Origin of the sequence: Paenibacillus borealis, assembly GCF_000758665.1 — a bacterium.
Lineage (GTDB): Bacteria > Bacillota > Bacilli > Paenibacillales > Paenibacillaceae > Paenibacillus_AQ > Paenibacillus_AQ borealis.
Genome location: NZ_CP009285.1, coordinates 2396198 through 2422121, shown reverse-complemented (window position 1 = coordinate 2422121; position 25924 = coordinate 2396198). Strand labels below are relative to the sequence as shown.

The 25924-nt window shown below is 55.4% G+C and carries 24 protein-coding genes, 1 pseudogene and 1 riboswitch; of the genes and pseudogenes, 2 read left to right on the top strand and 23 right to left on the bottom strand.

The window, feature by feature from the left end:
* Nucleotides 1-181: 181 nt before the first annotated feature.
* The 14 genes and pseudogenes from PBOR_RS10115 to PBOR_RS10055 all read right to left on the bottom strand — a co-directional run bounded on the left by PBOR_RS10115 (nt 182) and on the right by PBOR_RS10055 (nt 14835).
* Nucleotides 182-1801, bottom strand: a complete 1620-nt coding sequence (locus PBOR_RS10115; protein ID WP_052429795.1) for a cobyrinic acid a,c-diamide synthase CobB — start codon at nt 1799-1801, stop codon at nt 182-184.
* Nucleotides 1802-1837: 36 nt separating this feature from the next.
* A complete protein-coding gene (locus tag PBOR_RS10110) occupies nt 1838-2974 on the bottom strand; it encodes a cobalt-precorrin 5A hydrolase (RefSeq protein WP_042211563.1) in 1137 nt (378 codons plus the stop codon).
* On the bottom strand, nt 2940-3734 hold the full coding sequence (gene cobM, locus PBOR_RS10105) for a precorrin-4 C(11)-methyltransferase (protein ID WP_042219197.1): 795 nt from the start codon (nt 3732-3734) through the stop codon (nt 2940-2942). The genes PBOR_RS10110 and cobM overlap by 35 nt, the downstream gene beginning before the upstream one ends.
* 5 nt (nt 3735-3739) lie before the next feature.
* Nucleotides 3740-4489, bottom strand: coding sequence for a precorrin-2 C(20)-methyltransferase (cobI, locus tag PBOR_RS10100; RefSeq protein ID WP_042219196.1), 750 nt, complete (start codon nt 4487-4489; stop codon nt 3740-3742).
* Between the two features lie 209 nt (nt 4490-4698).
* Nucleotides 4699-5922, bottom strand: coding sequence for a bifunctional cobalt-precorrin-7 (C(5))-methyltransferase/cobalt-precorrin-6B (C(15))-methyltransferase (locus PBOR_RS10095; protein WP_042211562.1), 1224 nt, complete (start codon nt 5920-5922; stop codon nt 4699-4701).
* Nucleotides 5915-7216 carry a cobalt-precorrin-5B (C(1))-methyltransferase gene (locus PBOR_RS10090; RefSeq protein WP_245648115.1) on the bottom strand — a complete coding sequence of 434 codons (1302 nt, stop codon included), beginning with the start codon at nt 7214-7216 and terminating at the stop codon, nt 5915-5917. Before PBOR_RS10090 ends, PBOR_RS10095 begins: the two co-directional genes overlap by 8 nt.
* A 459-nt stretch (nt 7217-7675) precedes the next feature.
* The gene (locus PBOR_RS10085) at nt 7676-8341 is read right to left on the bottom strand and encodes a precorrin-8X methylmutase (protein WP_042211561.1); all 666 of its coding nucleotides are present in this window, start codon (nt 8339-8341) and stop codon (nt 7676-7678) included.
* A gap of 2 nt (nt 8342-8343) precedes the next feature.
* A complete protein-coding gene (cobK, locus tag PBOR_RS10080) occupies nt 8344-9174 on the bottom strand; it encodes a precorrin-6A reductase (protein WP_081972351.1) in 831 nt (276 codons plus the stop codon).
* Nucleotides 9161-10132, bottom strand: a complete 972-nt coding sequence (locus PBOR_RS38555; RefSeq protein ID WP_425415535.1) for a sirohydrochlorin chelatase — start codon at nt 10130-10132, stop codon at nt 9161-9163. Before PBOR_RS38555 ends, cobK begins: the two co-directional genes overlap by 14 nt.
* Nucleotides 10133-10195: 63 nt before the next feature.
* Nucleotides 10196-11860: pseudogene (gene cobJ / locus PBOR_RS38550) on the bottom strand (precorrin-3B C(17)-methyltransferase); the annotation flags it as partial.
* A 29-nt stretch (nt 11861-11889) separates the two neighbouring features.
* Nucleotides 11890-12735, bottom strand: coding sequence for an energy-coupling factor ABC transporter ATP-binding protein (locus PBOR_RS10070; protein ID WP_099052456.1), 846 nt, complete (start codon nt 12733-12735; stop codon nt 11890-11892).
* A gap of 254 nt (nt 12736-12989) precedes the next feature.
* Complete coding sequence (gene cbiQ / locus PBOR_RS10065; RefSeq protein WP_281192347.1) at nt 12990-13760, bottom strand: cobalt ECF transporter T component CbiQ; 771 nt, start codon at nt 13758-13760, stop codon at nt 12990-12992.
* 14 nt (nt 13761-13774) lie between these two features.
* Entirely contained in the window at nt 13775-14071 is a 297-nt protein-coding gene (locus PBOR_RS10060; protein ID WP_042211559.1) for an energy-coupling factor ABC transporter substrate-binding protein, read from the bottom strand.
* Complete coding sequence (locus PBOR_RS10055; protein WP_042211558.1) at nt 14071-14835, bottom strand: energy-coupling factor ABC transporter permease; 765 nt, start codon at nt 14833-14835, stop codon at nt 14071-14073. Before PBOR_RS10055 ends, PBOR_RS10060 begins: the two co-directional genes overlap by 1 nt.
* Before the next feature lie 267 nt (nt 14836-15102).
* Nucleotides 15103-15298, bottom strand: a riboswitch (cobalamin riboswitch).
* Nucleotides 15299-15481: 183 nt separating this feature from the next.
* On the opposite strand from PBOR_RS10055, the gene PBOR_RS10050 reads away from it, so the two are divergent.
* Nucleotides 15482-16423, top strand: a complete 942-nt coding sequence (locus PBOR_RS10050; RefSeq protein WP_042211556.1) for an ArsR/SmtB family transcription factor — start codon at nt 15482-15484, stop codon at nt 16421-16423.
* A gap of 105 nt (nt 16424-16528) precedes the next feature.
* On the opposite strand, the gene PBOR_RS10045 is transcribed toward PBOR_RS10050, so the two are convergent.
* The 4 genes from PBOR_RS10045 to PBOR_RS36160 all read right to left on the bottom strand — a co-directional run bounded on the left by PBOR_RS10045 (nt 16529) and on the right by PBOR_RS36160 (nt 20779).
* A complete protein-coding gene (locus PBOR_RS10045; protein WP_042211554.1) occupies nt 16529-16804 on the bottom strand; it encodes a DUF6171 family protein in 276 nt (91 codons plus the stop codon).
* Nucleotides 16805-16820: 16 nt separating this feature from the next.
* Nucleotides 16821-18317, bottom strand: a complete 1497-nt coding sequence (locus PBOR_RS10040; protein ID WP_042211553.1) for an alpha-N-arabinofuranosidase — start codon at nt 18315-18317, stop codon at nt 16821-16823.
* Nucleotides 18318-18573: 256 nt separating this feature from the next.
* Nucleotides 18574-19197 (bottom strand): class D sortase, encoded by a 624-nt coding sequence (locus PBOR_RS10035; protein ID WP_218918895.1) that lies wholly within the window; start codon nt 19195-19197, stop codon nt 18574-18576.
* A gap of 61 nt (nt 19198-19258) precedes the next feature.
* A complete protein-coding gene (locus PBOR_RS36160) occupies nt 19259-20779 on the bottom strand; it encodes an ice-binding family protein (RefSeq protein WP_167549530.1) in 1521 nt (506 codons plus the stop codon).
* Nucleotides 20780-21012: 233 nt separating this feature from the next.
* Between PBOR_RS36160 and PBOR_RS10020 the strand changes: the two genes are divergently transcribed.
* Nucleotides 21013-21423 (top strand): peptide deformylase, encoded by a 411-nt coding sequence (locus tag PBOR_RS10020; RefSeq protein ID WP_042211550.1) that lies wholly within the window; start codon nt 21013-21015, stop codon nt 21421-21423.
* Nucleotides 21424-21544: 121 nt separating this feature from the next.
* On the opposite strand, the gene PBOR_RS10015 is transcribed toward PBOR_RS10020, so the two are convergent.
* From PBOR_RS10015 to PBOR_RS09995, 5 genes are all read right to left on the bottom strand, one after another.
* Complete coding sequence (locus PBOR_RS10015) at nt 21545-22486, bottom strand: 5'-3' exonuclease (protein ID WP_042135106.1); 942 nt, start codon at nt 22484-22486, stop codon at nt 21545-21547.
* Nucleotides 22487-22513: 27 nt separating this feature from the next.
* Nucleotides 22514-22879 carry an arsenate reductase family protein gene (locus tag PBOR_RS10010; RefSeq protein ID WP_042211549.1) on the bottom strand — a complete coding sequence of 122 codons (366 nt, stop codon included), beginning with the start codon at nt 22877-22879 and terminating at the stop codon, nt 22514-22516.
* Nucleotides 22880-23354: 475 nt separating this feature from the next.
* Nucleotides 23355-24461 carry an RluA family pseudouridine synthase gene (locus tag PBOR_RS10005; protein WP_042211548.1) on the bottom strand — a complete coding sequence of 369 codons (1107 nt, stop codon included), beginning with the start codon at nt 24459-24461 and terminating at the stop codon, nt 23355-23357.
* The gene (locus PBOR_RS10000) at nt 24458-25024 is read right to left on the bottom strand and encodes a cob(I)yrinic acid a,c-diamide adenosyltransferase (RefSeq protein ID WP_042211546.1); all 567 of its coding nucleotides are present in this window, start codon (nt 25022-25024) and stop codon (nt 24458-24460) included. Before PBOR_RS10000 ends, PBOR_RS10005 begins: the two co-directional genes overlap by 4 nt.
* Nucleotides 25025-25125: 101 nt before the next feature.
* Nucleotides 25126-25890, bottom strand: coding sequence for a class I SAM-dependent methyltransferase (locus PBOR_RS09995; RefSeq protein WP_245648111.1), 765 nt, complete (start codon nt 25888-25890; stop codon nt 25126-25128).
* Nucleotides 25891-25924: the final 34 nt, after the last annotated feature.

Here is a 25924-nt window from a genome sequence, read left to right as displayed (position 1 = left end):
TTCGAGCAATCTCCTATTTTACAGAAAAAATCCAAAAATCAATTGCAGGAAATACAACAGAATGTAGAAAATGGCGGATTTCCAGCCGTTTGATTGCACGAAAACCAACAGATCATTGTTGACATGATCCGGGTATCCGCGCCGCTTCCATTTGTAGTGCCAGAGAGGCTGCGACCGATGTTCAGGGCCGCTGCGCGGTGTGCTTCTGTTCCCGATACGTACGGCAGGCTTCCACCAGCCGCCCGGCAGCCGGGAGGTGGGAAGCCAAATGAATATGCGCATAAGCAGCCATAATGTTGCCACTGATGTAGCCCTCAGGATGACTGCCCCCTCTGCCTTTGCTCTCATAGGCATACGTCCGGGCTTCACCAGGAGTGTAGCTCATGCTGGAATAATGGAATTCATGGCCGCGCAGACGCCCGCCCTGCTTCAGCAACAGGCAATCGTGGAGTGCTGTCACCTCACGGTATCCGAGAGCGGCACGGCGCTCCTGCATTACGGTATGTGCCGGAATGATTCCGGCCATCTCATGCACAGCGCCGGAGCGGTCGGTCAGGCTGCGGGCCAGAATCATATAGCCGCCGCATTCCGCATACAGCGGCATTCCGTCTGCAGCTGCAGCTCTTAAGCCGTCCAGGAAGAGCGAATTCGCTGCAATCACGGCTGCGAATTCCTCCGGAAACCCGCCGCCGATATAGATTCCATCGGCTTCCGGGGGGATTCCCTCTCCGCTCAGCGGGCTGAACGTAACCAGCCGCGCACCCGCCCGCACGAGCAGCTCCAGATTATCAGCATAATAGAAATTGAATGCCGCATCCCGGGCAATGGCAATGACCGGCTGCATGGGAGTGGACGCCGGCCCGTTCGTATCCGCTAGCATTTCCAGTACTGCCGGAGAAGGCAAAGGAGATCCCGCTGCCCGCGGCTGCTCATATGATGCAGGGTCTATTGCTTGCGGACAGCTCAAACCTGAAGTATCAGTTCCCTTACACGCCTGCTCTGCTTGCTCCGGTATACCCGGGCAATTCAGCCGAGCCCCTTCTGCCTGCAGCACCGTTTCCAGTACCGGTGGGTACTGCAATGCAGGCGCAGCAGCAGCAAGCTCCAGCAGCCGCTCCAGATCGGTGCCTTGCGCCAGCAGACCGGCGGCATGTTCGAACAGCGGCTCCAGCTCTCCGCGCTCTACTGCCGGAAGCAGCCCCAGATGGCGCTCCGGGATATCAAGGCCGCCGTCCCGCGGCAGCCAGCCGATGACCGGAATGCCGCAGGCCGCTTCAACCGCTGCCCGGACCATCCGGTAGTGCCCCTCACTGCCGCAGCGGTTCACGATAACCGCAGCTATCCGCACCTGCGGCTCCAGCTGCTGAAAGCCCAGGACAATGGCCGCAGCACTGCGTCCCATACTGCGGACATCGACTACAAGCAGCACCGGACTGTCCGTCAGGATGGCGATTTCGGCCGTTGATCCGGTGAGTGCAGTGTCCTCTTTGCCGTCATACAATCCCATTACGCCTTCAATGACCGACAGGTCCGCCTCCTCCGATGTGCTCAGGAAATACTCCTGCATATAGCTGCTTGAGGTCATCCAAGAATCCAGGTTGCGGGAGGGGCGGCCAGTAACTGCACTATGATATGCGGGGTCGATATAGTCAGGTCCGCATTTGAAGCCCTGAACCTTCAAGCCGCGCCGGGCAAACGCCCGCATCAGTCCCAGCGTGACTGTCGTTTTGCCGGACCCGCTGCCTGTGCCCGCCACTACAAAGCGGGGGCGTTTCTGCATTAAAGGCTCCCGGTCCTTCATTTCATTCCATGTCTCACTCACCGCTTCTCCCCCGCTCTAATCCGCAAAGACAACCCGCGCTACGGCGATTGTCACATTTCCGTTTTTTTGCTTACTCTGCAGTAGCGCCTGCGCGCCTGAAGACAACAATGCAGCAGGCTCACAGACTCCGTACGCTCCGGTCGCTCTGAATACTACCTCCGAAGGATTGTCCAGTACGATTGTATTCAGCTGATCCGGTGAGTACAAAACCAGCTCCCAGCCGTATTTGGCACACAGAGCCAGCAATCCGGCCTCGTCGCCCTTTATTCCGGCAGTCGCCACATTCCGCACACTGTATAGCGATAGCCTCAGTTCTGCCAGCGTATGCAGCACTACAGCTTCAAGCTCCTCCGCAGAGGTTCCGCGGTTACAGCCCAGCCCAAGCACCAGGCTGCGCGGACGATACACTACAGAGCATTCAGCTAGTGCAGCTTCCTCCGGCTCCTCACCATCCGTCAGCCGGTCACTCACCACAATTGCTGCGCTGAAGCTGAAGCCGCTATTCCGCAGCTCATCCCTGCTGGCGAATAACCGCACATGCTCCGGCAGCACTGCATCCGGCGGCAGCCAACCCGGCTCTCCGCTCTCCTGGACAAAAGCTACCGGTTCCCCGTTAACGAGCGCAGCACTGACACTTTTCATACGGGTAAAGCTGTCCGCGCGCCAGCCGTATTCCCGGCCCAGCAGATCCACAGCGAAGGTGCCCTGCACATCGGAAGCCGTCGTAATGACCGGATGACTGCCGAGCAGCCCAGCGATCTGCAGCGTCAGCCTGTTGGCCCCCCCAAGATGGCCGGACAGCATGCTGATGACATGCTCCCCGCGCTCATCGGTGACGATGACGGCGGGATCAATTCTTTTATCCTGCAGCAGCGGAGCAATGAGCCGGACCGCAGCGCCCAGCGAGAAGAATAGAATTACCCCTTCATAGTTACGGAAGAGCTCCGGAAGTAATTCTTTGACCGGCCCGTCAAAAATCGTAATCTCCCCAGGCCGCGCCTCCACCCCGCCGCTATACTTGGCATAACAAAAAACCTCCGTCTCCCCAAGCCCCGCCCCCAGCTTCAGCGCCAGCCCGATGCCATTTCGCGTGATGGCTACAGCTGCATACCGCCGCTTACTCACCAGAGCCTGTTCCTTCCCGGCAGCCATGGGTAAACGCCTTATCATAGAGCTTGGAGCGGTGCTGATCGCGGTCCGTCAGTCCGGGGTCCAGCGCCCATCCGGCCAGGATCATGGCATGCATGGTGATGCCCGCATCACGCAGATCTGCCTCCAAATTCTGCACCGTTGTCCGCAGAATCTGCTGATCCGGCCAGGTAGCCCGCTTCACTACAGCAACCGGTGTATCCGGACTCCAGCCGGCAGCCAGGAATTCCCCGGCCGCATGCCCGGCCAGTGAAGCACTCAGGAAGAGCGCTACTGTACAGTGATGCTCGGCCAGCTTGCGCAGCTGCTCACGCTCCGGCACCGGTGTGCGTCCTTCCGCGCGGGTCAGAATCACCGTCTGCGTCAGCTCCGGCACGGTCAGCTCTGCGCCAAGCGCCGCTGCGGATGCAAAGACCGAGCTTACACCCGGCACGATTTCATAGCGGACGCCGCACAGCTTCAGCAGCGACATCTGCTCCAGAATCGCGCCGTACATGGACGGGTCGCCCGTGTGGACGCGGGCTACGCTTTTACCGGACTGGACTGCTGCCGCCATTAGCTCCACCTGCTGCTCCAGATCCAGTCCTGAGCTTCGCAGTATCTCTGCACCGGGCTTCGCGCTGTGGATCAGCTCCTCACTGACGAGTGAATCGGCATAGAGCACCACGTCCGCCGAGCGCAGAATCCGGCTGCCTTTTACTGTAATCAGCTCCGGATCTCCGGGACCGGCACCCACAATATATACTTTAGGTTCAAGCACGATATCTGTCATTTGCTCACCACCATCAGACTTAAGTACTCCAGTTCCTTGCCCCGCAGATCCCGCGCATCGCGCCATACGGTTTCATATGGAGAGGTTACCTTGGTAACGACGGATGCTTTGCCGGACAGCCCCAGTTCATCCAGCACATCCAGCACCAGATCCAGCACCTTGGCCACCTTAAGGAACACCACCGTATCGTGATGCAGCAGCGCTTCCTTCAGTGCGTCTCGGTCATCAGTCGCCGGAATAATTCCCACCCGCTGATCTCCGTCCGCCAAGGGCTGCTCCAGGGCAGCCGCCGCGCCAAGGACCGAGGAAATCCCCGGAATGGAGACGATTGGCACACCGGGATGCAGCTCCTGCATCAGCCGTGCCAGGTGAATGAAGGTACTGAAGAGATTCGGGTCCCCCTCCGTTACAAAAGCCACATCCCGGCCCTGCTTCAGCTCACCCCAGCACAGCTCCACGGTGCGGTTCCAGCCGCTGGCCAGCAGCACCGGATCCTTCGTCATCGGGAAGATCAGTCCGAGCATGATTTTCTCATCCGGATTCACATGCATCTCGATGATTTCGTGGGCGTAGGATTTGCCGCCTTTTTTGGTTGCCGGGTAGGCAATCACCGGACATTCCCGCAGCAGCCGGCAGGCCTTGAGCGTAATCAGCTCCGGATCACCGGGGCCGACACCGACACCGTACAACGTCCCGACCGCCCGGGGAGTCAGTCTTTCCTCCAGCTTCAGCTCTTCCTCATCCATCGCATCATAGAGCGCACTCGCGGCCTGCATCGCCGCTTCTGCCAGCTGCGTTTCAGCGGCAATCCCTTCTCCTTCGCATGCTTCCTGCCCGTCCACAGCCTGCACAGCCTGCTGAACCGCCTCCGTTACATGGGTCTTCATCACGTATTCCTCCTTTGTTTCTGCTCGCTTCTTGTTTCCTTATATCTGAATATCTGATCTGGTCTGCCTCAGCTCTTCCGTCCACTAACCACATACACGGGATTCATACCCTCGAACCGGGTCATGCCGAGAATCGGCTTGCTGCGTGACGCCTGAAGCATCGTTACCGCGCAATCCAGGCCTGCCTGCTTCAACGCTTCCATGCTTCCATATAGCGTCTCAATGGTGATCGCTCCCACGACAATCCGCCCTTCCGGCCGGAGTCTCGCGGCGCAGAGCGCGATAATATCCGCCAGCTCCCCGCCGCTGCCGCCGATGAACACTCCATCCGGATCAGGCAGATTCTCCAGCCCCTGCGGCGCTTTTTGATGTATGATCCGGAAATCGGCGCGGAACCTCCGGCGGTTTGCTTCCATGTTCGGCAGATTCTCCGCTCCCTTTTCCAGAGCATAGACCTTGCCGAGCCGGGCAATCCGCGCACATTCCGCCGCAACCGCTCCGGAGCCGGAGCCGATGTCCCAGACCACTGCATCCTCGGACAGATTCAGCTCCGACAGGACCAGAGCCCGGACCTCACGTTTCGTAATGAGGCCTTTCTCCGGCTTCCGCTGCTGGAACTCCTCGTCCGGATAAGCGAAGCCGCGCCGCAAAGTTGAGCCGGTTCCCTGCTTTCTGCGCAAGATAACTACATTCAGCGCCGCAAATTCACTGGCCTCCATCTCATCCAGCGTCCAGAAGCGGCAGACTTCCTCCGCTCCCCCCAGCCGTTCGCACACAAACGCTTCATATTCCGTCATCCCGAACTCACGCAAATAAGCGGCAATCACCGCAGGCGTATTGCTCTCATCCGTTAGCAGAGCCACCTTGTGCTTGCCGTCTATGCGCTGGGCCAATCCCTGAATGGGACGCCCGTGCAGACTGATCAGCTCAGCATCCTGCCAGCTGTCCCCCAGCCGGGCAAATGCGAGCTGCACACTGCTGTAGTGCGGAATAACCTCAACATGCTCCGGCCCGAACTTGCGGACAAGATACCCGGCGATGCCAAAAAAGAGCGGGTCCCCCGAGGCCAGAACCACGGTCCGCCGCTCCCTCCACAATCCCTCCAGCTTATCTGTAAAAGGCTTCAGCCCGCCTTGCAGAACGATTTTCTCACCGGTATATCCGCCAAAAAAATTCAGTTGCCGTTCTCCGCCGAGCAGCACCTCACTGTTATTCACTTTGCTTAAGCTATCCGGTGTCAGGCCGCCGGCGCCATCCTCACCGATACCGATAACATAGATCAAATTACCCACGGATTTCCGCCCTTCCCAGCACTCGGCCCTTCATTGTCATCAATACCATTTCCACAACCATGCCCCCGTTCATATGCTTCAGACTTTGTTCACAGGCATGCCGGCACAGGCTCTCAAAAAAAGCGGAATTCCCCGCCTCGGTCATCATATCCACCACTTGCGAGGCGGTATTGGCGGCAGCAATCTCCTTCACCTGCTTATGATCTGCCCCGGCCTCCGCCGCCACGGCTGCCAGAAATCCGAAGTCAACAGGTGCGTTCTTCGAGTGGATCAGCATGGCACCCTGTGCTACTTTGGAGAATTTACCGGCCATCCCCACAAAGGTAACTTTCTTGATCCCATAAGCTTTGGCATGCTCCAGAGAGAAGCCTACATACTCCCCCATCTGGATAAAAGCTTCCTCCGGAAGCCCGGCGAACATCACCATCGCATATTTCTCACTGCTGCCGCCGGTAGTCAGAATGATCTGCCCGTTCCCCGTCGCCGCCGCAACCGAAATCGCCTGGACCACACTCGCCTTGTAGGCCTCGGTGGAGAACGGCGTAACCACGCCCCGCGTGCCGAGGATGGAAATGCCGCCGAGGATGCCGAGCCGAGGATTCAGCGTTCTTAGGGCAATCGCTTCGCCTTCCGGCACGCTGATGACCACCCGCAGCCCCCGCGCCGCGCCATGCTCCTCCAGCACACCGGACACTGCCTCCAGAATCATCCGCCGCGGCACCGGGTTGATCGCCGCTGCTCCGACGGGCACCGGCAGCCCCGGCTTCGTCACCCGGCCGACCCCACGGCCGCCGTCGATCTCCACACCGGGATGATCCAGCCAGCTCACCGTTGCTTCAATCCAGACCTGATGCGTGGCATCCGGATCATCTCCGGCATCTTTGACCGTGGCACAGACTGCAGAGTCCGCCCCTTCGCGCTGCCAGCCCGTAAGTTCAAAGGAGTGCCGGAAGCCAGCCGGAATATCTATCTCTACAGCAGGAAGCCTGTCACCTGTAATCAACAGCAGTGCCGCACCTTTGGCTGCGGCGGCGGCACAAGCACCTGTCGTGTATCCCCTGCGCAGAGGGGCAGCAGGGGTTGAGGAGGCAGGAGAAGCACAATGTGACGATGATATTCCGCTTGGGTTGGCAGCGTACTCAACAACATGCTCAGATTCTCTTTTTGCTGCATACTCTGCATTCTTCTCAGACTCCCGCTTTGCAGTGTACTCTGCTGCGGACTCATTATCATGCCTCACCTCCGTTTTCCTCCTATTCTGATCTGCCCGGTTGTCCGCTGTTTCCTCGGTCATGGTAATCCCTCTTTGTGATGAGATATGCTATCTATTTGGAGCATCGTAGATATTACTAGACACACTAATAACTAAAGAAGTGAGTTCATTCAAGAATGCAGCGATTGATGCACTCAGTTTTCCAGTGAAAATTCCGTGAAATCTGTGATAGTTGTATACTGTGCAATTAAAATCAGCCAAAAGGCAGGCTAGCATCTTATAACTGTAGTCTGTACAACTAAATCTGCCCCAATGGGTGAGAACAAGCCAAAAACGGTAGTTTAATTGTACGAAATACAACTAAACGGATAATTGGTTCTAAATCAGACGTTTTAGTTGTACAAAATGCAGTTAAGCATACCTTATAAGCCTAAGCATATGGATCAGAACTTGTTCATATCCTGTTCAAACCCCGCTCCTATAGAGTTTTGAGTTTTTTTCCCGGCGTTAACACAGTTCCCGTTTTTTCCTTGCGCAGATCTATTTCAATTCGCCCGCTGCCCGGCGGACCGCCAGCAGACTCAGTGCGTTGACGGCCGCAACGACGATCGTGCTTCCGCCCTTGCGGCCGACATTCGTGATGTAAGGAATGTCGAGCTTGCACAGCTCGTCCTTGGATTCCGCTGCCGAGACGAAACCGACCGGCATACCGATGACAAGACCCGGCTGGGCTGCGCCTTCTTTTACCAGACGTATCAGTTCCAGCAGTGCGGTCGGTGCGTTGCCGATCACATAGATTCCTCCCGGAGCCTGTGCACATGCTTTGCGCGTAGCTATGATGGCCCGGGTAGTCCCCAGCGCCTTCGCTTCTTCCATCACATCCGGATCGGAAATATGGACTCTGACTTCCCCGCCGTACCGCTCAATCCGCTCCTTGGCAATGCCCGCCTCCACCATCCGCACATCGGCAATAATCGGCTTGCCCTGCAGAATGGCGCTGATCCCGGCCTCAATCGCCCGCGGGTGAAAAACAAGACTGCGCCCCAGCTCAAAATCGGCAGAAGCATGAATGATCCGCTGCACTATTTTGTACTCCAGCTCGCTAAAGGAATGTTCACCCATCTCTTCTGTAATCATCTGAAAACTCAGACCCTCTATTTCCTGCGGCTGTACCGTCACCGGCTTGAAATCCGTACCAAAATCCACAGTTATCCCTCCTTGTTCATTTGCAGCGCAGTTCTCACGGCCTCCGTAATCTCGTCAAATGAGTCAAACACCATCCCGCTATCTCTAGGCCGCATAATCAAAATGACGTAAAGCCCCATATCCAGCGCGGCGTGCAGCTTCTCATCCACCGAGCCTTCCGCCCCGCTCTCCTTGGTAATCATCACCTGTGTCCCATATTGCCGGTAGAGTGCCTCGTTCATTTCTCTGCTAAAAGGGCCCTGAAGCGCGATAATATTCCGCTGCTCAATACCAAGGGCTAGACATTTCTCCATATTTTCCAGGCAGGGCAGCAGTCTGACCGTCAGCCGGATATCGGGATCTCCCAGCAGCTCCTCTGCAAACACCTCAAGCGTCTTGCCGCCGGTTGTCAGCATAATGGAGCCCTTCAGTTCCCTGGCCTTGCGCGCAGCCTCTTCATAGGAATGCACTACGATCAGCCGGGGGTGGCTGTCATAGATAAGACTTTGCCGTTCGTAGCGAAAATAGGGCAGGCCCAGCGCTGCAGCTGCTCCCATAGCATTGGCATGTGCCTCCAGCGCAAAAGGATGGCTGCCGTCCACCACGGCACGATAGCCGCCATCCTGCAGCAGAGAGATCATGGCCGTCCTGTCCAGCCTGCCGACACGGGTGCGGATAGCTGCGGCTTCTAGACGTTCCGCAGCACTGGGCGTCACGACAGAAGCCTGCACCGGCAGGCCTTGACGTGACAGGTTCAGTGCCAGCTCCCGGGCATCGCTAGTGCCGCACAGCATGAAGATCTTCGCGGCTGATGCGGCTCCCGGCTGTCTGCTGTCCCGGTTACTGCCGCCCATGATGCCCATGCCTGTGATGCACACGACCGTGATGCCCATGTTCGTGATGCCCATGCCCTCCCTCACCATGGTGATGGTGATGATGGTGGTGCAATGCCGCTTCATCGCGGTACTTGCAGTTATCGCAATTACTGAAAGACTGGCCCTCCATTGTCTCCTCGATGCGCTCTGTCAGCATATCTACAAGCAGCGGATGTGTGCCGAGCTGGCGGCCGATTTCCACCTCAATCTCAGGATGCTCCGCGGCGAAGCGCGAGACCATTTCGGCAAACTGCTTCATCAGCACGCCGGTGAACAGCAGGTACGGCACAACTATAATCTTACGCGCACCCAGTGCCAGGCAGCGTTCAAGTCCTTCCGGAAGCGACGGCTTCGTGATGGCGATGAAGCAGCTCTCAACGCTCAGGTAAGGCGTTCTTTCCCATAGCAGCCGGCCCAGCTTATAGAAATCACTATTGGCATCCGGATCACTGCCCCCGCGCCCCATAAGCAGCACGATAGTATCCTTATCCTCTACTTCGGATGTGCGGGCTTCCTGTAAACTTAAGGCCGCAGCTCTGTCTTCATTACCGCTGTGTCCCACTGAACCGGAGAGCAATTCAGCTTCACGGATCCGGTCCAGCACAATATCAACAGCCCGCTCCTGAACACCCAGCGGACGCCCGTATACAAACTCTACCCCCGGATATTTCAGCTTGGCTTCATCAATTGCCATCGGAATATCCAGCTTGGAATGGCCCGCCGCGAACAATATAATCGGCACAATATAAATTTGCGTTGCGCCTTCCTCCACGCATTTGGCAATTCCGCCCGCGATTGAAGGTGAGGCTAGCTCTATGAAGCAGGTCTCAAACTTAAGCTCCGGCTTGCGGGCGGCAAGCTGGCTGGTGAACTGCAGCAGCTCATCATTTCCCGCTTGAATCCGGCTTCCGTGTCCAACCAGTAATACGGTTCTCATCATGCGTGCTCCCTCTATGCTGTCATTATTATCTATACTTCCTGCAGTGCTGTTCACCTGTTCTTCAATACTGCCCATCCGTTCAAAAAAAGCATGAAACCGCTCCTTCTCCCGGCCTTGCGCAGTATAATGCTCCACTGCTGCAGCTACAGCTGCCACTGCCTCATCTTCGTCCATACCTTCCCGGACCAGAGTGCCGGCATGCGCTCCCCGGCCCGACTTCTTGCCGCCCAGATATAGCTCGAAGCTTCCCTTCGAGCAGACCAGTCCGATGTCTTCCAGAACGGCCGAGCTGCAGGCCATGCCGCACCCCGCCACGCTGATATGCAGCTCTTTGGGTACAGCGAGCCCGTGCAGCAGGGTATGCAGGCGGACCGCCGCGTTTAATGCGCTGCTCCTCCGCAATTCACAGAACCCGCAGGTTTTCACTTTCACATAATCTCCTGGGATGCTCACGTTCAGTTCTGCCTCAGTCAGTCTCGCCGCCAGCTCAGCCCGGTCTCCCGGATGGCTGCGCAGCAGAAAATGTCCATCCTTCGTATAGATCAGCTGCCCATCATCGCCTGCCAGCTCCGCCAGCAGCTTCATCTGGGTACCGCTGAATCTGCGGCTGCCGATGACAGGAGAAACCTCAAGCTCGAAGGTATCATCAGCGTGTTCCGCCAGCTGGACGGCAGGAATACGCGGCCGCTCCACGCGAGCAGACGCGGCCAGGCTCAGTGCTGCTGCGCCTTCCGTCCGTCCCGCCTCAGCAGCCTCACTCTCCGCCGCCAATCGCTCTCCCCGTCCGGTTTCACCCGCAGCTGCACTCGGTGTCACTGGTCCATCTGCCCGCCCTGGCTCAGCCGCTGTCACACTCTCCGCCGCAGCACCTTCTACCTGTCCCGCCTCAGCCGCAGCCAGCGACCAGGGCTCGGCCGCGGTGCGCAGCCGCTCATGCGGCTTCAGCGCCTGCGTCTGTGCGGTGAGGTTGTACTTACGCTCATATCCGCGCGGCGTAACCATAAGCCCCTCATATACAACTGTCGCCGAATTGCCGACGACAACCGTAGAGAGCATGCCGATCTCATGCTCCAGCATCTCCTGCAGCGTAGTTACGATCGTCTGCTGACGGTCACGGTAGGCGCTTTTGACAATGCCGACCGGCGTGGAAGGATCGCGGTAACGCAGCAGAATATTGCGCGCTTCTTCAATCTGACGCGTACGCTTGCCGCTGCGCGGGTTATAAAAGGCGATCACGAAATCCGCAGCACCCGCCGCTTCCACACGTGCGGCAATGCTCTCCCATGGAGTAAGATGATCGCTGAGGCTGATTGTGCAGGAATCATGCATAATCGGCGCTCCCAGCAGGGAAGAACAGGATTGAATCGCCGATATTCCGGGGATCACCTCGACCTCGACACCGTCAGCCCGGTTCCAGCCCCGTTCAATCAGCACCTCGTAGACGAGACCAGCCATTCCGTATACACCGGCATCGCCGCTGGATATTACGGCAATCGTCTGTCCTTCCTCTGCTCTGCGGACGGCCTCCTGCGCCCGGCTGACCTCTTCAGTCATACCGGTGCCGACAATCTCCTGATGCCGCAGCAGCGGTCTGATCAGGTCGACATAAGTGTTATAGCCGATTACAGCCTCACTCTCTTCGAGAGCAGCCAGCGCCCGGCCGGTAATATGCTCCAGCGCTCCGGGACCGAAGCCGATAATCAGCAGCTTTCCTTGTTTCTTCATCCTTCTTCCCCCGTTCGTGAATGCCTGTATTAACTGTTCAGCAGCCTGTTTAGTGCGGCTTTGAAATCTCCCGCCGTGCGGGGGGCCGGCTGGCCGGCGGTGAGCCGTGCAGGCAGGCTGTGCCATAAGTCAGCCAGCAGCGGCAGATCGAGGCCAATGGCCTGCAATTCTTCCGCCCCGGCAAAAATCTCCTCCGGCGTCCCCTCAGCCCGGCACCTGCCCTGATCCAGTACAATGATCCAGTCCGCCCAGCGGTACGCCAAATTCATATCATGCGTAGCCATAACTACGGTTGTGCCCTTCTCATGTATAACATCAAGACCCTGCAGCATCTGGAGCTCGGATAACGGATCCAGATACGAGGTCGGCTCATCCAGCAGGATCAGCTCCGGCTCCATCGCCATTACTCCGGCGAATGCGGTGCGTTTTTTCTGCCCCAGGCTGAGCTGATGAACCGGTTTGTCACTCAGCTCCGTCAGGTTCAGCAGTTCCATGACGCTGCGGCAGCGCTCAGCGATTGCGGCTTCGTCCATCCCCGTTCCCCGCAGCCCGAAGGACACATCCTCCAGAGGTGTGCTCAATATGAGCTGCTGCTCAGGGTCCTGAAATACAAGGCCGATACTGCGCCGCAGCGCGGCCAGCTCTTTTTTGGCATAGGACAATGTCTTGCCTCCTTGCTGAACCGTACCCTTCTGCGGGCGCAGAATGCCGACAGCATGCAGGAACAGGGTGGATTTGCCCGAACCATTGTGGCCAAGCACCGCCGTTTTGCGGCCTTTGGGAATGGAGACGGTTAGTTCACGCAGCGCGGCTTCCTTCGTATCCGGGTAATGAAACACCACCCCGTCAAAAGCCAGACTATATTCCATGTCCATGGCGTACTCCTCTAATGTGATTTAGCAAATCGGATAAATGTTGTACATTTTGCAGCTTTGATTCCTGGATAATCCGGTCTTCGGGATGATTGTTGTATGAAATACAAGAATTGTCCCGCGAAGCCGCCTGGAGAAGGCGAAATGCTGCCTTTTGTACAACAATATTGGCCTGCGTCCGATATCTCGGGGAAATTGTTGTATTTTGGGCATGATTTCAAAAAAGCCAGCAGATTTCCTGCACTAAAATCTTAAATTCACCCCCGCAGCCACAGCCAAAGCTGCGCCAGCACCAGCACAGCGATCCCGGCATACGCCCGGACAGTGTAACGCCGCGGCACAGGGCGCGCAGTATACGGCGGCAGAATAATCTCACCCGTGAACCCGCGCGTCAGCAGCCCCTGCGACAATCCGTAATAACGGTGCATCGTATTGCCGAAGAGCGCCCCGGCCATAGCTGCGGTCTCGCGCAGCCTCGCCTTATACCCTCTGCGGCCTCCACGCAGCTTCCGGGCCAGCATCAGCCCATGGGCTGCATCTGTCAACAGGAACAGGAAGCGGTACATGATCAGCATCAGCTCCAGCACAATCTGCGGCATACGCAGCTTGCGCAGCACCTGCAGAAGCTCGCTGAACGGGGTGGTGAACATCAGGAAGAAGAAGCAGCTCATGCAGGCCGAGACTCTGGCCAGCAGTTCACCGGCCCGCTCCAGTCCTGCTGCTGTGATATACATCGGGAGCGGCGGCCCCGAAATCCGGAATACGCCAGCTTCCCCGGCAGCCGGACGGCCGAATTCCACGAGCAGTGCCGGTACACTCAGGCAATAGAACAGCAGCGCCGTGCCAAACAGCAGCCCGTAGGCGCGACAGGGAATTTTGGCATGCAGGGTGCACCAGAGCATCATCCACACCGTAATCCCAATCTGCAGCACCGGATGCACTGTATAGGAGAGCAGGAACATCAGTGCCGCGAACGAGCTTTTCCACATAGGGGACAGCTGCCGCAAGGCATTATTATAAGAAAGCACATCAATACGTCTTATCACTTGCTGATGCTGTTCTGCTTCGGCTGGCCTTGCTTCCCTTTCAGCAGCCCCAGTGAATATCCGATCACGCCGGCGCCAATCGCCGCCTGAAGTGCGAACAGCATACTCTCCGTCTCACCCGGGAGTTCGGTCAGCGGCTTGAACCAAGGTTCATATTCCGGGTTAATCTCTGTGATTACCCCTTCGGCCGCATCATCGGCCCCGCCGAATTCACCATTAACGAACAGCAGCGGCAAGACACACAGCAATACTACGGCCAGCAGCATTAATCCATTTTTCCATTTATTGCTCATTATGCATTTCCCCCTTTGACCTTGCGTTTCAGGAGCGACATTTCATTCGGACTATACGATTTCAGCCAGTTCCACAATAATACGGTCAGCAGCCCTTCGCTGATAGCCAGCGGAATCTGCGTCACGGCAAAGATCCCCCCGAATTTGAGAAAAGACGCCAGGACCCCGCCATCCGCAGCCGGAAAAGCCACCGCAAGCTGAAAGGAAGTCACTACATAGGTCATCAGATCGGCAACCGCTGCCGCACAGAACAAGGCCAGCTTCTCGCGGTCAGGCAGCTTCATCATCAGCTTATACACTGCATATCCGGCAAAAGGCCCCGCGACCGCCATCGAGAACGCATTCGCCCCAAGCGTAGTGATTCCCCCGTGCGCCAGAAGCAGCGCCTGAAACAACAGGACGACTGAGCCGATTACGCCCATCGGGAGCGGCCCCAGCATAACTGCGCCAAGTCCGGTACCTGTTGGATGCGAGCTGCTTCCTGTAACGGAAGGCATTTTGAGCGCCGATAGAACGAAGGTGAACGCCCCTGCCAGACCCAGCAGCAGCTTCAGCTCCGGATTCTCCTTGGTCATCGATCTAAGCCTGATAATACCGAGCACAAAGAACGGTAAGAACGCCACCCACCAGAACACAGCCCAGCCTACCGGCAGAAAACCTTCCATAATGTGCATAGCCTGGGCCGTTCCCGGTTCATTCAGCATAAAGTACACTGTAAATCCGGCAATCAGCGCCGCAAAACTCCAAAATCCGCGTTTCTTCATTCGTCAGCCTCCAAGTTTCTTAAATTTAGCAAACCAAAAAACTCCCGCCCTTCAGGGTGGGAGTGTATGTACGCAGGTATGATTCGATAGAGAGCACTGCCGTGCGCCAACAAGGGGTTCTGCACCCGGTCTGCTCCGCATGGCCGCTCAACGCTGTGTCTGCATAACATTGAACCGGCTCTGATCTTCAAGATTCCCTCCGGTCCTGCAGGCACATCGCCTCATCTCATTAACCTATCCGTACACCGCTCCTATCCGCGTAGAGTCGTGGTGTGCGTAATCAAGGTAGGTCTCCTGGCTTGGAATACGGGCGCTACATCCTTCGTCTTCCCCGGGGATTTCCCCAAGTGACTTCTTGAAGTTCAGCTCTTCCTTACAGTGGCGGGACCGCTCGGGACTTGCACCCGATTCCCTGTTATCCCTTGCCTGATCCGGCAAGAGCACCTTGTTACATCGCTAATCCATCCTACATCATAGCGGAACAGGCTCTGCATGTCTGTGATAAAATTGGAGCGGCTGCGATGCGCAGTGTTCATTTGCTTGTAAGGCAGCTTCATTTATTTGTGAGGCAATGTTCATATGCTTGTAAGAATGTCATTTGAGTAATATAATTATTAACTATATAACCTGAACGTGGAGGCATCGCATGAAACTTGATCTAACCGAACATTCCTTACCCGTGTACGAAGCGTTATCCAGTACTGTGCGCCTGCAGATGCTGCGGCTGCTGTCTGAACAGCCCATGAACGTCAAGGAACTGGCCGGCGCGCTGAAGCTCAGCAGTGCCATTATGACGATGCATGTGCGCAAGCTGGAAGCAGCCGGGCTGATCCGCAGCCACATGGCTCCCGGACGGAGCGGACTGCAGAAGATTTGTACACTGGCCACCGAGGGGGCAGAGATTATTTTTCCCGGACAAGCCAGAACACAGCGCCGGGGCTACCGCAAGGAGATACCGGTCGGCCACTACTCCGATTTCCAGATTGAACCGACCTGCGGCTTATCTACGACCGAGCGGGTAATCGGCAACTTTGACGATCCGCGGTATTTCTGGGATCAGGAGCGGGTGAATGCGGGTATTCTGTGGTTCGGCAAAGGATTCGTGGAATACAAAATCCCGAACTTCCTGCTGTCCAGCCAGAAGCCTGAGGAACTGGTCATCACGATGGAAATTGCCTCCGAAGCCCCGTCCATCAATAATAACTGGCCTTCTGACATCACCTTCACATTGAACGGTCAGCGGCTCGGCTTCTGGACCAGCCCCGGAGACTACGGGGACAGTCCGGGCAAATACACTCCAGCCTGGTGGCCTGCGCTCACCAATCAATATGGACTGCTTAAGCAGCTGCGGATTACACCCGCAGGCACATTCATGGACGGGCAGAAGCTGTCAGAGGTTACGCTGGAGCAGGTCGGCATCCGTGATAAGCAATGGACGTTCAAGGTCTCTGTGGAAGAGGATGCGGAGCATATCGGCGGCCTTACCTTGTTCGGCAAGGGGTTCGGCAACTATAACGAGGATCTTGTGTTTGAACTATTCTATACAGATGCAGTTGAAGCTTCGGCAAGTCCCAGCCGGACGGAATGACCCGGACAGGATGGGGCAGCAAACAGCGGCAGCGGGAGACCTTAGGCTCAGGTCCCCCGCTGCCGCTGTTTTGATTACGGGTATATTACAGGCCAGCTTTGCAGTTTAATCCGTCAACGGCTGCCACAGGCCGCCGCCCGGCAGCGGACAGCCGCGCGCCTTCAGCCGGGCCACAACCGGTATAATACAGCCGCAGGCAATGCAGGTTACACCATCCTGCAGCTTGGGACAAGCTTCGCATAGCGCAACCCGCTTGGCATAGACTTCGTCCGGGGCTGTATTCTCCGGATTGAACATGGAGGAGGCGAGAATCCGGGCAATCTGCGCTTCCGTCACTTTGTAATCCTCCCGGCATCCTTTACACGCTGAAGTTGTAGTCATGCTGCTTCCCTTCTCTTTAAGCTCCCGGAGTAATTGCCAGTACTGTCACCGACATTGGCGGCAGTTCAACTGTAAGCTTATTTCCTTCAAGCTTGAAGGCGGTGAACGGCTGCGGCACTACCGCTTCCGGCTGCTCGAAGGTATTGTGGGCATCGATGGAAGACCCGGCAAGTGTAGTACCGCTTACGGTTGCAGGTTGTCCGGCAAGGCCCCGCAGCTCCAGCGGTAATGCAGCCGATGCTTCATGATTCAGGTTGCACAGGCTGACATGAATCACGCCCTCTGCTGTTACAGAAGCCGAAGCAGATACTTCAGGAATCTCCGCACCCTCATAGCTGTATAACGGGCTATCCACTGTCAGATCCAGCAGCTGCGCATCCTGGTGGACCTTGTACATGTTGAATACATGATAGGTTGGAGTCAGCAGCATTTTCTCGCCTTCGGTCAGAATGACCGCCTGCAGCACGTTAACGGTCTGGGCAATGTTCGCCATCCGCACACGGTCGCTGTGCTTGTGGAAGATATTCAGGGTCAGACCGGCAACCAGCGCATCGCGGATCGTATTCTGCTGGTAGAGGAATCCAGGGTTCGTACCGGGTTCCACATCATACCAGGTGCCCCATTCATCAACGATCAGGCCCACTCTTTTGTCCGGATCGTATTTGTCCATAATGACACTGTGGCGGGTAACCAGCTCATCCATGAACAGCGCCTTCTTCAATGTGTTGAAATATTCATCCGTTCCATAGCCGGTAGCTGCACCTTTATTCGCCCAATCCGAAGTCGGCAGGGTGTAGTAGTGCAGGGTAAGCGAATCCATGAACCGGGTCGCTTCACGCATCAGCACTTCGGTCCAGTTATAATCATCCGAATTGGCGCCGCAGGCGATCCGGTGAATTTTGTTATCCCCATAATTGCGCACATAAGTCTGGTAACGGCGGTACAGGTCAGCATAATATTCAGGACGCATATTGCCGCCGCAGCCCCAGTTCTCATTGCCCACGCCGAAGTAAGCTACACTCCAGGCCTCTTCCTGGCCGTTCTTCTGGCGCAGCTCAGCCATTGGCGATACACCGTTAAAGGTCAAATACTCAACCCACTCGGACATCTCCTGTACCGTTCCGCTCCCTACATTGCCGTTGATGTACGGCTCACATTCCAGCATGGCGCAGAGCCGCATGAATTCATGTGTACCAAAATGATTGTTCTCAACCGCACCGCCCCAATGGGTATTGATCATCCGCTTGCGTTCTTCACTCGGTCCAATGCCGTCCTTCCAGTGGTATTCATCGGCGAAGCAGCCGCCCGGCCAGCGCAATACGGGAATCTTCATTTCCTTAAGCGCTTCCACTACATCGTTGCGGATCCCCTTCGTGTTCGGAATCGCCGAATCTTCCCCTACCCAGATGCCTTCATAGATACAGCGTCCCAGATGCTCAGCGAAATGTCCATAGATGTTGCGGTTAATTGTGCCTTTGCGGATGTCAGTGTTCAGTACGATGCGTTCTGCCATTTCAGTTAACGCTCCTCTTTAAGTTAATATATTTGTTAATCATTTAACACTTATATTAATATTATAGTCAGGCTTCCGCCGGTTCGTCAATCTTTAAATTATGTGGCTCGTGCTACCGTTTCTTAAGAATCTTTCCATCCTTCGCTGAGGTGGCACATAGGATAAAGTACCGCTTTGGGTTGTCAGGCCCGTTTTCCCTCCAAAAAAAATCCTTTGACACCAAGATGTCAAAGGATAAAGGAAAGCCGAAAGGTCTTCATGTTTGGGGGGAACGGACTTCATCGATCAGGTCTGCGATGAGAATATAACGGTCGGGAGCTGCGCCGATAAAGTGAAAGGGATAGCAGGTGCTTACGGTTAGGACAGCGTGGTCTGTAGGTACAATAATCGTTTTATCGTCTTTATGAACAATCCGTATAGCACTTATCTTATAGGTGAAAGAACCGGCTGATGTATCAACGACAAGCTCGTTTCCTATTTCCAGCTCGCCTAATTTGGCAAAGACTGTATCCCGGTGTCCGGAGAGAACCGAATTGTTATTCTCACCCGGCAGGACGCTTTCCGGGAAATGTCCAATTCCTTTCTCCAGCTCATCCTCGTTCGTCCCGTGAATAATCGGAAGAATTTGCTGTAATGCCGGAATTATCAGCTGTCCGATAACATCGCCTTCAAGCGGCCTAATAGGATAAAGGATATCATCCTGCGGCGGCAGGCTGCCGGAATCGCCTGCTTCTGCCGGAACGGCGATGCTGCTCCTTGCACTATTACGCAGATCAGCCTGAATTGGGATAAGATCAGTATTCTCATTATAAGCAACGGGAACGGCTTGCGCCTGAATATGAATCAGGGCCCAAGAGATAGACAGGATCCCCAGAAGCATTGATCCCAGGGAGATCATGTATATTAGTTTTCCGGCTTTTACTTTATGCCCAGTGTGCCGTTTATTCACGAAGCTTTCTCCTCCATAAGATTACTCCTCCCATTATGGTTAATAGAGATCCGGAGAGAAGCAAGTTGTACCACGGCGTCGCGGTAGCCGGAAGCTGGCCTCCGTTGACTGTAGGTACAGATACGGGAACCGCCTCAAACTTAAACACTGTTCCGTTATGGGAGGTGAATGTCACCAGAATATTATAAGTCCCTACCGGTGCTTTAGCGATCCTATACTTGACACTTTCAGTTCCTTCTATATTGTATACCTTTCCCCCCAGATCGAAATTCCACACACCAGTTTCTTCTTGATGATCAGGAAGCTTTGCATCAATAACTATATCCCCGTCTGGAAGTAAGCCTACTTTAAGCCATTCCGTTGCAACAATCCAATCAGGCACTGCAGGCAGCTCCGCAGGAGATGAAGCGGCAGGAGTATTGGCAGATGAAGCAGCGGGGCCAGGCGTTGCTGTAGCCGGCATTAGCGTTACTGTTGCTGGCGTTGGCGTGGCCGGCATTGGTGTTACTGATGCTGATATTGGCGTGGCCGTGGCCGGTACTGGCGTTGCTGTGGCCGGTACTGGCGTTGCTGTGGCCGGTACTGGTGTTGCTGTGGCTGGTACTGGTGTTGCCGTGGCTGGTACTGGCGTTGCTGTGGCCGGTGCTGGCGTGGCCGTGGCTGGTACTGGCGTTACTGTAGCCGGTACTGGCGTTGCTGTGGCTGGTACTGGCGTTGCTGTGGCCGGTATTGGCGTTGGTGCATCTGTTACTACAGGCGGTTGTACCGGTGGTTCCACAGGCGGCTCCTGTACACAAACCGGAACAGTAATGTTAGACGGGCCCGGGCCAGTGAATGTAACTGCATTTTGTGACAGAATTCTGCCATTTATAATAGTATTAATACCAACCGTGGTTGCTGAAGATTGACTCAATAAACTGCCTTTGAACTCCGTATTGGCCGCGAGTGTCGTGGCCCCGTTTACCACCCAATAGATATTACAGGCTTGTGCCCCGTCTGTTAATAGAATTTTCGTACCGGCTGCTGTATCCAATGTCCCTGCAATTTGGAAGATAAAAATATCATCACCGCTAAGAGTTACATCTGCACTGATATTAACTGCACCTGGATAATTATATATACCGGGCAGCAGGATTTCGCCTCCCAGATCCGCTCCAGCCGTTCCATTAACAGTAGGCACCTGTGAATTTGCATACCCAATGGCATTTCCCAAATCAATATCAGCAGCATGATAAATACTATCATCTAAATAATTATTCCCGTTCGTTATATGTGGAATTACGGTCTGGGTAATAGCTCCCGTATCTCCGGAAACGGAAGTCTCAACCGTTGTCATCGTCTTGGCGAGTAGCCCGAAAGTGGCCGCTGAACCCAAATTCATGTCTATTACCGCAGCTGAAGCGGGCAGCAAAATCCTTGAAAACGACAGCGTGAAAACCAGCACAATTACGGTGATTCTTAGATATTTCAGTTTCATACGCATGCTCCCTTTTTTGTTGCCAATTTTTACCATTATATACTCATTAATTCTACAGTAGTTTTGTCGAATAAGCAAAGTTAATCTGTAATTCCGCTCCACACACGGTATACGGCCCCTCCCGTACCCCACAATACACCGCAAAAAACCATCATATCCCCGAAAGTGTCTGACGGCTTTACATGTTTGTTCGGCATGATTCATTTCATTGTCGATGCAAAAGATGATATTATGGCAGTGGCATCCAAATAAAACACATGGAGAGTACTATGATCAGACCTATTTGCAAAGATATGACGATTTTAGGCCAGAAGTCCACTCCGGCTACTAAAGAGGATCTGCCGGTGTTGGAGGATCTTCTGGATACCTTGCGGGCGAACGCAGACCGCTGTGTCGGCATGGCAGCTGACATGATCGGTGTCAACAAGCGCATCATAGCGTTCAGTATCGGACCGGTAAATGTCCCTATGATCAATCCGGTCATCAGCAAGCGTAATAATCCCTATGAAACCGAGGAGAGTTGTCTGTCACATGATGGCGTACGCAGAACTGTGCGTTATGATTCCATTGAGGTAGAGTTCCTCGACCGTAATTTCAAGCCGCAGAAGCAGACCTTCACCGGCTTTACTGCGCAGATCATTCAGCATGAGATTGACCATTGCGACGGAATTATCATCTGAGCCCGGCATGATCGTATTTCAAATTAGTTGGGAAAATACAAAAAGACCCCTTACGCGAGACTTTCGCGAGGGGTCTTCTGCTATATAAGGAGTCTCAGGCCTGCCTAAGCCTAAGCTCTTGTCAGCCCAAATCTCCGAGTTCAATCTGTACGATTCCCCGGTCATCCCGCACCTCGGCGATTCCGCCGATCAGGTGCATCAGGCTGCCGAACTCCAGCTCGTTGAACTTACGTGCCGCAGTATCCCGCTGCAGCGCCCACAGGCAGTCCGCCAGTTCACAGACTACCGGCACATCGCAGCGGATTTCCGCCAGCTCCCGCGAGAGATGCAGCATATCGAGGTCAGCCTCGATTTTGGCCCGCACGCCTTTGGGCAGCAGATGCAGATTCTCGATCACGCCTTCTACAGTGCCATATTCGGTCAGCAGCTTGGTTGCTGTCTTCTCGCCTATGCCCTTCACACCGGGATAATTGTCGCTGGTGTCGCCCATGAAGCCCTTCAGGTCAATCACCTGTGCAGGGGTGAGGCCACGTTCAGCCAGGAGCTCCGCAGGATCATACACTTTATAGTTGGAGCGGCCTTTTTTCATAATCACGACCTTGACGCTGTCATTCACCAGCTGCAGCATATCGTGGTCACCTGTTAGAATATAGACCTCCGACTCCCCGCTGTAGCACGAAGCCAGTGTACCGATGCAGTCATCTGCCTCATAACCCACCAGACCGATATTCGGCACGCCCAGCTCGGCCACTACCTCTTTCACGAGATCAAACTGCGGGATCAGCTCCAGCGGCGCGTCAATGCGGTTCGATTTGTAACCGTCATACTTCTCCGTACGGAACGTACCCTTGCCCATATCCCAGCAGCAGACCACGTGTGAAGGCTCAAACGTACTCACCGCGTCGAAAAAATACTGCAAAAATCCATACACCGCATTCGTCGGAAGCCCGGCGCTGGTCTTGCGGATATATCCTCCATAAGAGGTAGCATAAAAAGCCCGGAACAGCAGAGCCATTCCATCAACGATCATTACCCGGCCCTTAGTTTCTGTTACTGTGCTCATGTGTAACCTCTCCTTGTGTTCCGTAATTTAGGTATTACTCCAGGCTTCAGCGTACTGCTCTTCTTTGTAGCCGACTGTAACCTTCTTGCCGTCAGTGACAACCGGACGCTTGATCAGCATTCCGTGGCTGGAGAGCAGCTCAAGCTGCTCGTCTTCGCTAAGACCGGTCAGCTTGTCCTTAAGATTAAGTTCCTTGTACACCTCACCGCTCGTATTAAAAAACTTCTTCAGCGGCAGTCCGCTGTTCTTCAGCAGGACGCGCAGCTCCTCCACTGTGGGCGGCTGCTCGGCAATATGCTGCAGCTCCAGCTCATGCCCCTGCTCCTTCAGCCATTTCACCGCGCTGCGGCAGGTGCTGCATTTCGGGTATTGATACACTTTCAAGTCACTCATCGGGTTCTCCTTCTATTATATGCGCAGCGGCAGTGTTGCAGTGCGCTGATTATTAGGGCTGTCGGCGCGCAGCCATATTCGTGGGCCGGATGGGCCGGAATATTGGCGCTCCTGCGCACCTGCGTTCCTACGTTTAACCACTCCTCTAGCCGCCTATTCCGGTAAAGGCGTCCGGGCTATGTGCGGAGTGATTCAGTAAAATTATAATAAGTGGAAATTGTTCATTTATTCAGCGTGAATTCGCAGGTTAACAGGAATTAGTTGGATTTTCAACACTTAATTTGAGCGCGTTCGATACTTTTCAGCCAAACCTCTGAAATTAGTTGTACTTAATCCACTTGTTGGCCTTAGAGTGACTAAAGAGCTGAGAATAAGTGCAGTCTCGCACTTATTTCACAATCTCACGCTGGCGCCTGGCTGTACCGGCCTGCGGAATCCTAAGCGGCCTTCATATAACGGCTGGCAGCTGAGACGGTTATTCCAAGGCCCCAGTCTCACGCAGCTTCGCCTGCAGCAGCGCCATATCCGGCGGCAGCGGAGCTTCGAAGACCAGTTCGGCATGCGTGACCGGATGCCGGAAGGACAGCCGCACCGCATGCAGCGCCTGGCGCGGAATGGACGCGTCCAGCTCCGCGATCTCCGCCAGCTGCGCCGCTTCCTCCGGCGACAGCTCTGCCTCTTGCCTCTCTCCGCCCAGCAGCGTCAGCCCGGCTTCTTGCGCCTCACCGCCCGGCAGCACCAGCCCAGCCTCCCGCTCTCCGCTGACCGGCGGAGCCAGCCCGCCTAACGCCTGCACGCGGGCGTACAACGGGTGACGGTACATGCCGTCACCGATCAGCGGACAGCCGATCGAGCTCATATGCACCCGGATCTGATGGGTGCGCCCGCTCTCCAGCTTCAGCTCCACGCGCGAAGCCGCGCGCGGATAGACCTCCTTGACCTCGTACCGGGTCAAGGAAGGATAACCATCCGGCGTCACGATCCGCCGGTGCGGCTCCAGCGGGTCGCGGTCGATCGGACCGTCGATGTCGCCGCTCTGCACAGCCGGAACGCCGTGCACAAAAGCAGCATACCGCTTGTCCACCGTTCCGGCGATCATCTGCTCGGAGATATGCTGGTGGCTGTACGGGTTCTTGGCAATGACCAGCACACCGGAGGTCTCCTGGTCCAGCCGGTGGACCGGGCGGAAGCGGACCCGCTCCCCCTTCTCCGCCCAGTAATGAACCACTCCGTTGGCGAGTGTCTCTGTATAATGACCGTGGGTCGGATGGACAATGATCCCCGCGGCTTTGTTCACGACGAGCAGATGCCCGTCTTCATATAGAATCTCAAAAGGAATCGGCTGCGGCAGGATATCCTCTGACGTTTCTTCCTCCATCCGGATCTCTACCCGGTCTCCGCTGCTTACCTTAACACTAATATACACACGCTCTCCGTTCAGCGTAATTCCGAGGTCTGTCATCTTCAGACGGGACAGCAGCTTGCGGGAGACATCCATCCGCTTCTGCAGAATGGTTTTGAGCAGCCAGCCGTCTTCATCCGGCGGCACAATATAGGTAATCGGCGGATAATAGCTGGTCATTTGTTCCGGAACACCTTTTTACTGCGCACATACTCAACGTCAGCAACTTCCAGCCGTGTATTGGCAACACGGGCCAGTGCGAAGAAATAATCAGACAGTCTGTTCAGATAGATGACCGCCTCCGGGTTGATGTCCGCACTCCGTCCCAGGGTCACAGCCCGGCGCTCCGCGCGGCGGCAGACGGTCCGGCAGACATGCAGCACCGAAGACAGCTGGCTTCCGCCGGGCAGAATGAAACGCTCCAGCACCGGATTCTCCGCCTGCAGCACGTCGATCCAGCCTTCCAGACGTACGGCCATTTCGCTTTTCACCTTATATTTGTTCTCGCTCAACTTCACGAACGCCAGGTCTGAGCCGCAGTCAAACAGCTCATGCTGAATCTCCAGCAGCTGCTCCCGGACATCCGCGAACCGCTCGTCTTCCATCAGGCTCCGTGCCTGGCCGACGAAACAGTTCAGCTCGTCTATGGTGCCATAAGCCTCGACGCGGACATCGTCCTTGCCCACACGGCCGCCGATGACTGAGGTTTCCCCTTTATCCCCCGTACGCGTATAGATCGCCATAGTATTTCCCTCCTAAGTTGCAAATCACATAGTAATAGTGTAATCGTTCTTATGTATGTAGGCAAACAAAGATCATCATTTCTGACATGTAAATAACTCCCTTAAGGCTTGCGGAAGGTGATGCAGTACATCAGGCCTTTGCACACTTCCTTATACCCTATCTCCAGCATATTGTGCGGGATGAGTCCAAGAACCCCCGGCAATTCCTCCCCCTGCTGAAAATACCCCTTAACCACCGGCACCTTCCCGTACGTTCCCTTAACCAGCTTCTCCGTCTCATCGGCAATCATCAGTCTGGTGCCCGGCTTCGCCACCCGGATCATCTCCAGTACCGCAGCTCCCGGATCACTGAAATAATTGATGCCGCCGACATGGTAGACACAATCAAAGACGTTATCCCGAAAAGGCAGCTTCTCCGCCTGTCCCTGGAACAGATGTCCCTTAAGCTTCCAGCGCCGCAGATTGCGCACCGCCTGCTTCAGCATTCCGCTGGAGATATCCAGCCCGTACAGCTCTGCCTGTACACCCAGATAGGGGAAATTATCGCCGCTGCCCACCGAGGTTTCCAGTAGCCGGTCACCGCCATGCAGCTCAAGGGAAGACAGGAACTGCTCTCTGTAGCTGCGTTCCCCGCCGAATTTCAGGGCGAAATAAGCTTTGTTGGACAGCCGGTAGAAACGGGCGATTCTGTTATATAGCTCCAGGTATTTTTTGTTGCTGCCTTCGGCATCCGCTTCTCCCAAAAAAGCCAGAAATCCGTGCTTCAACGGATATTCCCGCCCGCTCTCCAGATTAACAGCTCCGTTTCCTTGCAGCTTCAGTTCACCATGGGTGTAAGGGTCCTGCAGCATTTGTGCCTGTAACATGAATATCATCCTCTTTCTGCTTCAGATTCGTGAA

Coding starts and splice junctions, on each gene's coding strand:
- PBOR_RS10115 (WP_052429795.1), bottom strand. CDS start 1,801: ATGAAGGACCGGGAGCCTTTAATGCAGAAACGCCCCCGCTTTGTAGTG.
- PBOR_RS10110 (WP_042211563.1), bottom strand. CDS start 2,974: ATGGCTGCCGGGAAGGAACAGGCTCTGGTGAGTAAGCGGCGGTATGCA.
- cobI (WP_042219196.1), bottom strand. CDS start 4,489: ATGGATGAGGAAGAGCTGAAGCTGGAGGAAAGACTGACTCCCCGGGCG.
- PBOR_RS10090 (WP_245648115.1), bottom strand. CDS start 7,216: ATGACCGAGGAAACAGCGGACAACCGGGCAGATCAGAATAGGAGGAAA.
- cobK (WP_081972351.1), bottom strand. CDS start 9,174: ATGGGCGGCAGTAACCGGGACAGCAGACAGCCGGGAGCCGCATCAGCC.
- PBOR_RS38555 (WP_425415535.1), bottom strand. CDS start 10,132: ATGAGAACCGTATTACTGGTTGGACACGGAAGCCGGATTCAAGCGGGA.
- PBOR_RS10070 (WP_099052456.1), bottom strand. CDS start 12,735: ATGGACATGGAATATAGTCTGGCTTTTGACGGGGTGGTGTTTCATTAC.
- PBOR_RS10060 (WP_042211559.1), bottom strand. CDS start 14,071: ATGAGCAATAAATGGAAAAATGGATTAATGCTGCTGGCCGTAGTATTG.
- PBOR_RS10055 (WP_042211558.1), bottom strand. CDS start 14,835: ATGAAGAAACGCGGATTTTGGAGTTTTGCGGCGCTGATTGCCGGATTT.
- PBOR_RS10050 (WP_042211556.1), top strand. CDS start 15,482: ATGAAACTTGATCTAACCGAACATTCCTTACCCGTGTACGAAGCGTTA.
- PBOR_RS10045 (WP_042211554.1), bottom strand. CDS start 16,804: ATGACTACAACTTCAGCGTGTAAAGGATGCCGGGAGGATTACAAAGTG.
- PBOR_RS10040 (WP_042211553.1), bottom strand. CDS start 18,317: ATGGCAGAACGCATCGTACTGAACACTGACATCCGCAAAGGCACAATT.
- PBOR_RS10035 (WP_218918895.1), bottom strand. CDS start 19,197: ATGCTTCTGGGGATCCTGTCTATCTCTTGGGCCCTGATTCATATTCAG.
- PBOR_RS36160 (WP_167549530.1), bottom strand. CDS start 20,779: ATGGTAAAAATTGGCAACAAAAAAGGGAGCATGCGTATGAAACTGAAA.
- PBOR_RS10020 (WP_042211550.1), top strand. CDS start 21,013: ATGATCAGACCTATTTGCAAAGATATGACGATTTTAGGCCAGAAGTCC.
- PBOR_RS10015 (WP_042135106.1), bottom strand. CDS start 22,486: ATGAGCACAGTAACAGAAACTAAGGGCCGGGTAATGATCGTTGATGGA.
- PBOR_RS10010 (WP_042211549.1), bottom strand. CDS start 22,879: ATGAGTGACTTGAAAGTGTATCAATACCCGAAATGCAGCACCTGCCGC.
- PBOR_RS10005 (WP_042211548.1), bottom strand. CDS start 24,461: ATGACCAGCTATTATCCGCCGATTACCTATATTGTGCCGCCGGATGAA.
- PBOR_RS10000 (WP_042211546.1), bottom strand. CDS start 25,024: ATGGCGATCTATACGCGTACGGGGGATAAAGGGGAAACCTCAGTCATC.
- PBOR_RS09995 (WP_245648111.1), bottom strand. CDS start 25,890: ATGTTACAGGCACAAATGCTGCAGGACCCTTACACCCATGGTGAACTG.